Consider the following 6659-nt stretch of genomic DNA (forward strand, 5'->3'; position numbering starts at 1 on the left):
GACGCGGCCGGTGGCGCCGGCGCAGGTGCCCGCGGCGCCTCCGGCGGCAACGCCCGCGGTGCCTCCTCCGGGACCCGGGATCACCACGCCGCCAATCGTCCCCGAAAAACCCGCCGAGCCCCCCGCGCCGCCGCGCGTCTACCAGACGGCATGCCCGGCGGTGTTGCTGGGGCGTGTCGAGGCGACCGCGCTGCCGCCGATCAGCGAAGGCCAGCAATGCGGGTTGCAGTCGCCGTTATCGGTCACCGGCGTCCTCGCCAATGGGCGGATGGTGCCGGTGTCGGGCGGGGTGCAAACCGATTGTGGAGTGGCTTCGGCGCTGCCGGAGTGGATCGCGTCGGTCGATTCCTATGTCCTCGCCAAGGAGAACACCCGGATCGCCGAGGTGGTGGTCGGCACCTCGTACATGTGCCGCAATGTCGACAACGGCAAGACCGGCAACCTCTCCTTCCACGCCTTCGCCGATGCGCTCGACGTGGTCGGCTTCAAGCTCGAGGATGGACGTTTCGTGACGGTCGAGGGCGGCTGGACCGATGCGCTGTCACCGGAGGGCCGGCTGCTGCGCTTCGCGCACGATTCCGCCTGCACCCATTTCACCACGGTGCTCGGGCCGGAGGCGAACGCGCTGCACCATGATCACCTGCACGTGGACCTCGGGTGCCACGGCAAGACCTGTACGTCGCGGATGTGCCAGTAGGTTTGCATCGGGCGTGGGCCACCCCCACCCTTGATCCCTCCCCACAAAGGGGGAGGGAGACGACTGATGGTCAGAGCGCCTCGTCTTCGCGGCGCGGGTGGTGCGTGGGCAGGTCGGCCCAGTCGCGCGGGGTCCAGTTGTTGGTCCAGTCGCGGCGCATGGGCTGGTTGGCCTTGCGGTCGCGCAGTTTGGAAATCAGGTCTCTCATCTTCATTTTCTTTCTCCCGTGTGGGAAGCCCGGCTAAGTGAGCGGCTGCCGATCTAGCGGCCGGGCGCTGAACCCGCGATGAACCCGGCGGCGAGGTTTGTTCCGGCTATGAACTTAAGCAGTCGTCGAACCGGGGGTGGTGCACCGGCAGGTCGGCGAACTCGCGCGGGCTCATCCGGGTCAGCGGATCTTCCGGGGCGTCGGCCACCAGAAGGCCGGCGAGCCAGGTGCGGATGCTGTTGAACATTTTGTACATTTTGGAGCCTCCTTTTCTGAGGGTGTGGCGTTGATATGCGCTCCAGCCGGCGTTGCAACAATCGACAAGAGTTTGAGGGCGGTATAGAAAAACTACATGGCCAACCCGTTCCCCATCCCGCTCAACGCCATCCGCGCCATCGAGATCGTGGCGCGCCGGGGGGCGCTGGCGCCGGCGGCGGAGGAACTGGGGGTAACGCCCGGAGCGGTGAGCCAGCATCTGCGGCGGGCTGAGGAGCGGCTCGGGCTCGAGCTGTTCGAGCGCACTCCGCAGGGGCTGCGGCCGACCGCGGCGCTCAGGCAGATCCTGCCGCAGTTGAGCGGCGGTTTTTCCGCGCTGGCCGATGCGATCGGCACCCTCAAGGCCGGCGACGAGCAGGTGCTGACGCTGACCGTGGGCAGCGTCTTCGCCTCGCGCTGGCTGATCTGGCGGATCGGCAAGTTCAGCCGGCTGCATCCCGGGATCGAGGTGCGGCTGGTGGTGACCGGGACGATGATCGATCTCGCCCATTCCGATATCGATGTCGGCATCCGCTTCGGGCGCGGGCAGTGGCCGGGGGTGAAGTCGGAATTGATCGGCGGGTCGCGCTACAGCCCGGTGGCGTCGCCTCCGGTGGCGAGGCAGCTGAAATCGCCGCAGGATCTGGCGCGGGTGCCGCTGATCCGCGACACCGCCTCGATGCTGCCCTGGGAGCCGTGGTTCGCGGCGGCGGGGACGGCGCCGGTCGAGCTGGCGGGGCCGCGCTACGATGATCCGGCGCTGGCCTTCGACGCGGCGATCTCCGAGCAGGGCGTGCTGATGGCGGTCGACATGATGTCGGCGGATGCGGTGAGCGACGGGCGGCTGGTGCGGCCGTTCGACGTGTCGGTCGAGAGCGAGCTGGGCTACTGGCTGATCGTTGCCGAGGGGCGGCGGGAGCCCAAGAAGGTGTGGCTGTTCCGCGAGTGGCTCAGGGCCGAGGTGCCGGATTCGGCGGAGGGGTATGTGGCGCAGGTGAAGCGGGGGTGAGGGGCGCCTCCGCGCGCACTCTGTCGCCGGTCGCTTCGCTCCGGTCGCGCAACCTCCCCGTTGCGATACCCTCATCCGCCCTTCGGGCACCTTCTCCCTCAAGGGGAGAAGGCGACTGTTGGGAGTCCGGCTACTCCAGTTTCAGGGCCACCAGTTCTCCCGTCTGCATCAGCGGCACGTAGAGCATGTCGCCGTCGACCCAGAGGTCGGCGGTTCCGGCGCCGAGCGTGGTGATCGGCGTGGCCTTGCCGTCGGCGTAGCCGTAGATCGTGCCGGTGGGGTTATCGTCGAAGACGACGGTGTTGCCGAGCTTGGCGACGCCGTCGCTCATGCTGAGGCCGGTGGCGCCGGCCATGGCGGTGATCGCCTTGCTGGCGAGGTCCACGGCGACGAGGCCACCTTTGCCGGTGACCGAGAAGTCCGGCTTGATGCCCGCGCCGAGGCCGCCGATCAGCAGCTTGTCGCCGTCCATGAACACCCCGTTGGGGGCCAGCAGCTTGTCGTCGGTCAGCCACTTCTCGGCCTTTCCGCCCTCGACCCGGTAGATCGATTGCCCGAAGGTGTCGGTGACATAGAGGGTGCTGCCGTCGGTCGCGACGTCGTTGAGCAGTTGTGCGCCCTCGAGCGGGTGCGTCGTGACGATCGAGCCGTCGGTGAGCTTGACCTCCACAAGCCCTGTCGCGTCGGCGATGAACAGGTTGTCGCCGATGATCGCCATGCCCTTGGGGTCGGTGAGACCGGTGACCCACTGTTCGTTGACCAACTTGCCATCGGGCGAGACGGTCGACAGATAGCCGTCAGCATCGCCGAAGGCGCCGATATTGCCGACGATCAGGCGGTTGTTGGCCTTGTCGAAGATCACCGATTCGGGGGTCTTCAAGCCGCCGAGGCGCCAGGCTTCGGTGGCGGTCTGGGCGGCGGCCGTCATCGTCCCGGCCAGCACAAGGCCGAGCGCAACGCTGGTTCTGATAAGCATCGTCTTTCTCCGCTTCTGGACTTGGCCGGGTCCATCGCGAGCGCCCTCGTCGAACAGGCCGGCGCGCGCCCGGCGAGCTTCGCATTTGCCCGCCATCAGAGAAAGGATTAACCGCGTCGGGGTTGCCCGGCTCGCTTGCAGCTATTAGAATAATTCCAGACTATGCGGCTAGAGCGTTATGTTTGCACGTCTTCTTCAGCCAGACCGGCGCGATTTCACCTCGCTCGACGAGCGCGAGATTCTCTCCTTGGCCATCGCCGCCGAGGAAGAGGACGGCGCCATCTATGCCGAAATCGCGGTGCGTCTCGCCAATCTCTACCCGGCGACCGCCAAGGTGTTCGAGGGCATGGCGGCCGAGGAGGACAATCACCGGCGCCGGCTGCTCGACCGCTATGTGGAAAAGTTCGGCCCCCGGCTGGTGCCGATCCGGCGCGAGCATGTGCGCGGTTTCATCGAGCGGAAGCCCATCTGGCTGATGCAGGCGATGAGTCTCGAGGCGGTGCGGCAACTGGCCTACGAGATGGAGTCGGCAGCCTCGCACTTCTATATCGAGGCGGCGGCCCGGACCACCGATGTCGCGACGCGAAAACTGCTCGGCGATCTCGCGGTCGAGGAGCGCCAGCATGCCGATCTCGCCGGCCGGCTGGAGAGCGAGGCGCTGGGACCCGAGGAGCGGGCGGCCGAAACGAGCGAGGAGCACCGGCAGTTCCTCCTCACCTATGTGCAGCCCGGGCTCGCCGGCCTGATGGACGGCTCGGTGTCGACGCTGGCGCCGGTGTTCGCCGCGGCGTTTGCCACCGGCAATACCTGGTCCACCTTCCTCGTCGGCATGGCGGCGGCGGTCGGCGCCGGCATCTCGATGGGGTTCACCGAGGCGGCGGCGGACGACGGCAAGCTCACCGGCCGCGGCTCGCCGCTGACCCGCGGCATCGTCACCGGGGTGATGACGGCGCTCGGCGGGCTGGGGCATGCGCTGCCTTACCTGATCCCGCATTTCTGGACCGCCACCGGCGTGGCCGCCGCGGTGGTGGTGGTCGAGCTCTGGGCCATTGCGTTCATCCAGAACCGCTACATGCACACCCCGTTCTGGCGGGCCGTGCTGCAGGTGGTGCTGGGTGGCTCCCTGGTCTTTGCGGCCGGAATCCTGATCGGCAACGCCTAGGCGCCGGCCAGGATCTCTTGCATCGGCCGCCGAGCCCCGGCCGCCGGCGATGTCACCTGTTCGCGATGACGAAGAAGACGACGAAGACCAGCACGGCGAACAGGAAGATGATGTAGACGACCGGGATATGCTGCAGTTCGCGCTGCGTCTGGAGCGGATGCGGAGTGTCGTCATCTGCCATTGCGGCCTCCCCTCAACGGCGCCGGGGCCATTGCCGAAGCTCCCGGCTCACCGCCATCATAGCACCGGTATGGCGGAGGGGAAGCCGGGCGCGTCAGGCGAGCAGCAATGGCTCGGGCGCGAGCGCCACGTGCAGTTCGTGCCGGCCGGGCGGCAGGCCGGGGGTGTAGCCGAAATCGAGCTTGAAGTCGGTGGCGCTGAGGCCGGTGACGGCGGCGTGGGCATAGAGCTGCTCGAAGCCTCGCGTGATCTCGACCAGCGGGCCATCGTGGATGAACCTCAGGTAGCGCTGCGCCGGGATCACCAGCCGCGTCATCCCAGCGGGCACTTCGGTCTTGGCGGCCGCGAGATAGCCGACCAGTTCGCGGTAATGCCCGCCCTCGCGCGAGATCGAGACTCCGAGGAAGGAGGTGGCCCCGGTATCGGTCTCGAACAGCCGGGTCCAGGCGGCGGGAACGGCGCGCGGCAGCTCGTTCCAGTGCGCCTCGACGAGGACGCCGATGGCGACCAGTTCGGGCAGTTCGATGATTTCGATCATTTGCTTTGATCCTTGGACTGCTTCCGACGTGTCAGCTTTGTTGCCCTGTTGCGCGCCGCGGTTTCCGCCGCGTCATCGCCCAGGTGCGCGTCGCCGCGGGCGCGGGCCAGTTCCATCTGCCGCTCGCGTTCGACCGCGCCGGGCGGAGTTGCTTCGGCGCAGGTGCGGCAGAGTGCGCCGACCGCGTTCGCGGGCATCACGGGCAGGCGGCAGGCGCGGCAGAGGACCGCTTCGCCTTCCTTGAGGCCGTGGGTGACCGAGACGCGCTCGTCGAAGACGAAGCACTCGCCGGTGAACCGGCTTTCGGCTGCGGGGACGGTTTCGAGGTACTTGAGGATGCCGCCCTTCAGGTGGAACACTTCCTTGAAGCCGCGCGACATGAGGTAACTCGAGGCCTTCTCGCAGCGGATGCCGCCGGTGCAGAACATCGCGATCTTCGGATGCCGGGCCGGGTCGAGCGTGGCGGCGTAGGCCTTGAACTCGGCAAAACTCTGCGTTTTGGGGTCGCGGGCGTCGGCGAAGCTGCCGAGCGCGACTTCGTAGTCGTTGCGGGTGTCGATCAGCGTCACGTCGTTGCGGCCGATCAGCCCGTTCCAGTCGGCCGGTTCGACATAGGTGCCGACAGCCTTGCCGGGATCGGCCTCGGGAGCGCGGAGCGTCACGATCTCGGGCTTGAGCCGCACTTTCATCCTGAGGAACGGCATCTCGGCGGCGCCGGAGAATTTTGCTTCGGCGCCGGCGAGGCGGCCGCGCCACAGGGGATCGTGCTCGAACCACGCCATCAGCTCGTCGATCGCCTCGGGGCTGCCGGCCACCGTACCGTTGATGCCTTCGGGCGCGAGGATGAAGGTGCCGCGGATCTTGCGCGCGCAGCAGAACAGCGCCAGCCCGGGCTTGAGCGCGGCGCAATCTTTGAAATCCGCAAATTTGTAAAGCGCCAGGACCTTGAAGCGATTCAGGCCTTGGGGCAGATAGGCGCTGGTTTCTTGAAGCTCGATCATTGCGGGCGGGTGTAGCATCCGCCGACGGCACCGGGCAAATCGGACAGCACTTGGAGGATCACATGACCTATCGGGCCAGCGACGCTCGCTATGGCGACATGCAATATCGGTATACCGGGCGCTCGGGGCTGAAGCTGCCGGTGATCAGCCTGGGGCTGTGGCAGAATTTCGGCGGCACGCGCGACTATCCGTCGGCCTTCGAGATCTTGAGCTACGCCTTCGACAAGGGCGTCACCCATTTCGACCTCGCCAATAATTACGGGCCCCCGCCGGGCGCCGCCGAGGAGCTGTTCGGCGACATGATGGCGCGCGACTTCCGCCCCTATCGCGACGAGATGATCATCTCGTCGAAGGCCGGCTGGACCATGTGGCCCGGACCGTACGGCGATCGCGGCTCGAAGAAATACGTCATCGCCTCGGCCGAGCAGAGCCTCAAACGCATGGGGCTTGAGTACGTCGATATCTTCTATTCCCACCGCTACGACCCCGAGACGCCGCTCGAGGAGACCATGGGCGCGCTGGCGCAGCTGCACAGGCAGGGCAAGGCCCTCTATGTCGGCATCTCGCAATATCCCGAGAAGCAGACCCGCGAGGCGTACAAAATCCTGAAGGACATGGGCGTCACCTGCCTGA

The 6659-nt window shown here is 67.0% G+C and carries 10 protein-coding genes; 4 read left to right on the plus strand and 6 right to left on the minus strand.

Annotated features, from left to right (window positions below; translation table 11 throughout):
- Window positions 1-697, plus strand: a 697-nt coding sequence (locus tag JWQ89_RS07830; RefSeq protein ID WP_299639866.1) for an extensin family protein, incomplete at its 5' end; no start/stop codon positions are given.
- 70 nt (window positions 698-767) lie between these two features.
- On the opposite strand, the gene JWQ89_RS07835 is transcribed toward JWQ89_RS07830, so the two are convergent.
- The gene (locus JWQ89_RS07835) at window positions 768-911 is read right to left on the minus strand and encodes a hypothetical protein (RefSeq protein WP_299639868.1); all 144 of its coding nucleotides are present in this window, start codon (window positions 909-911) and stop codon (window positions 768-770) included.
- A gap of 100 nt (window positions 912-1011) precedes the next feature.
- A complete protein-coding gene (locus JWQ89_RS07840; RefSeq protein ID WP_299639870.1) occupies window positions 1012-1161 on the minus strand; it encodes a hypothetical protein in 150 nt (49 codons plus the stop codon).
- A 96-nt stretch (window positions 1162-1257) separates the two neighbouring features.
- On the opposite strand from JWQ89_RS07840, the gene JWQ89_RS07845 reads away from it, so the two are divergent.
- Entirely contained in the window at window positions 1258-2169 is a 912-nt protein-coding gene (locus JWQ89_RS07845; RefSeq protein ID WP_299639872.1) for a LysR substrate-binding domain-containing protein, read from the plus strand.
- Between the two features lie 130 nt (window positions 2170-2299).
- Here JWQ89_RS07845 and JWQ89_RS07850 read toward each other — a convergent pair whose 3' ends face one another.
- Complete coding sequence (locus tag JWQ89_RS07850) at window positions 2300-3145, minus strand: ATP/GTP-binding protein (RefSeq protein WP_299639873.1); 846 nt, start codon at window positions 3143-3145, stop codon at window positions 2300-2302.
- Window positions 3146-3323: 178 nt separating this feature from the next.
- Between JWQ89_RS07850 and mbfA the strand changes: the two genes are divergently transcribed.
- Complete coding sequence (gene mbfA / locus JWQ89_RS07855; RefSeq protein WP_299639875.1) at window positions 3324-4307, plus strand: iron exporter MbfA; 984 nt, start codon at window positions 3324-3326, stop codon at window positions 4305-4307.
- A 52-nt stretch (window positions 4308-4359) separates the two neighbouring features.
- Here the strand turns inward: mbfA and JWQ89_RS07860 are convergent, their stop codons facing one another.
- From JWQ89_RS07860 to JWQ89_RS07870, 3 genes are all read right to left on the minus strand, one after another.
- Window positions 4360-4488, minus strand: coding sequence for a hypothetical protein (locus tag JWQ89_RS07860; protein ID WP_299639876.1), 129 nt, complete (start codon window positions 4486-4488; stop codon window positions 4360-4362).
- A 93-nt stretch (window positions 4489-4581) separates the two neighbouring features.
- Window positions 4582-5025 (minus strand): effector binding domain-containing protein, encoded by a 444-nt coding sequence (locus tag JWQ89_RS07865; protein WP_299639878.1) that lies wholly within the window; start codon window positions 5023-5025, stop codon window positions 4582-4584.
- Window positions 5022-6026 (minus strand): rhodanese-related sulfurtransferase, encoded by a 1005-nt coding sequence (locus JWQ89_RS07870; protein WP_299639880.1) that lies wholly within the window; start codon window positions 6024-6026, stop codon window positions 5022-5024. Before JWQ89_RS07870 ends, JWQ89_RS07865 begins: the two co-directional genes overlap by 4 nt.
- A gap of 62 nt (window positions 6027-6088) precedes the next feature.
- On the opposite strand from JWQ89_RS07870, the gene JWQ89_RS07875 reads away from it, so the two are divergent.
- A partial coding sequence (locus JWQ89_RS07875) for an aldo/keto reductase (protein WP_299639882.1) occupies window positions 6089-6659 on the plus strand: 571 nt, incomplete at its 3' end.

The organism is Devosia sp. (assembly GCF_028290645.1).
Taxonomy (GTDB): Bacteria; Pseudomonadota; Alphaproteobacteria; order Rhizobiales; family Devosiaceae; genus Devosia_A.

What these genes read in the sequence shown, in the direction of transcription:
- JWQ89_RS07865 (WP_299639878.1), bottom strand. Translation starts at nt 5,025, where the DNA reads ATGATCGAAATCATCGAACTGCCCGAACTGGTCGCCATCGGCGTCCTC.
- JWQ89_RS07860 (WP_299639876.1), bottom strand. Translation starts at nt 4,488, where the DNA reads ATGGCAGATGACGACACTCCGCATCCGCTCCAGACGCAGCGCGAACTG.
- JWQ89_RS07870 (WP_299639880.1), bottom strand. Translation starts at nt 6,026, where the DNA reads ATGATCGAGCTTCAAGAAACCAGCGCCTATCTGCCCCAAGGCCTGAAT.
- mbfA (WP_299639875.1), top strand. Translation starts at nt 3,324, where the DNA reads ATGTTTGCACGTCTTCTTCAGCCAGACCGGCGCGATTTCACCTCGCTC.
- JWQ89_RS07835 (WP_299639868.1), bottom strand. Translation starts at nt 911, where the DNA reads ATGAAGATGAGAGACCTGATTTCCAAACTGCGCGACCGCAAGGCCAAC.
- JWQ89_RS07850 (WP_299639873.1), bottom strand. Translation starts at nt 3,145, where the DNA reads ATGCTTATCAGAACCAGCGTTGCGCTCGGCCTTGTGCTGGCCGGGACG.
- JWQ89_RS07840 (WP_299639870.1), bottom strand. Translation starts at nt 1,161, where the DNA reads ATGTACAAAATGTTCAACAGCATCCGCACCTGGCTCGCCGGCCTTCTG.
- JWQ89_RS07845 (WP_299639872.1), top strand. Translation starts at nt 1,258, where the DNA reads ATGGCCAACCCGTTCCCCATCCCGCTCAACGCCATCCGCGCCATCGAG.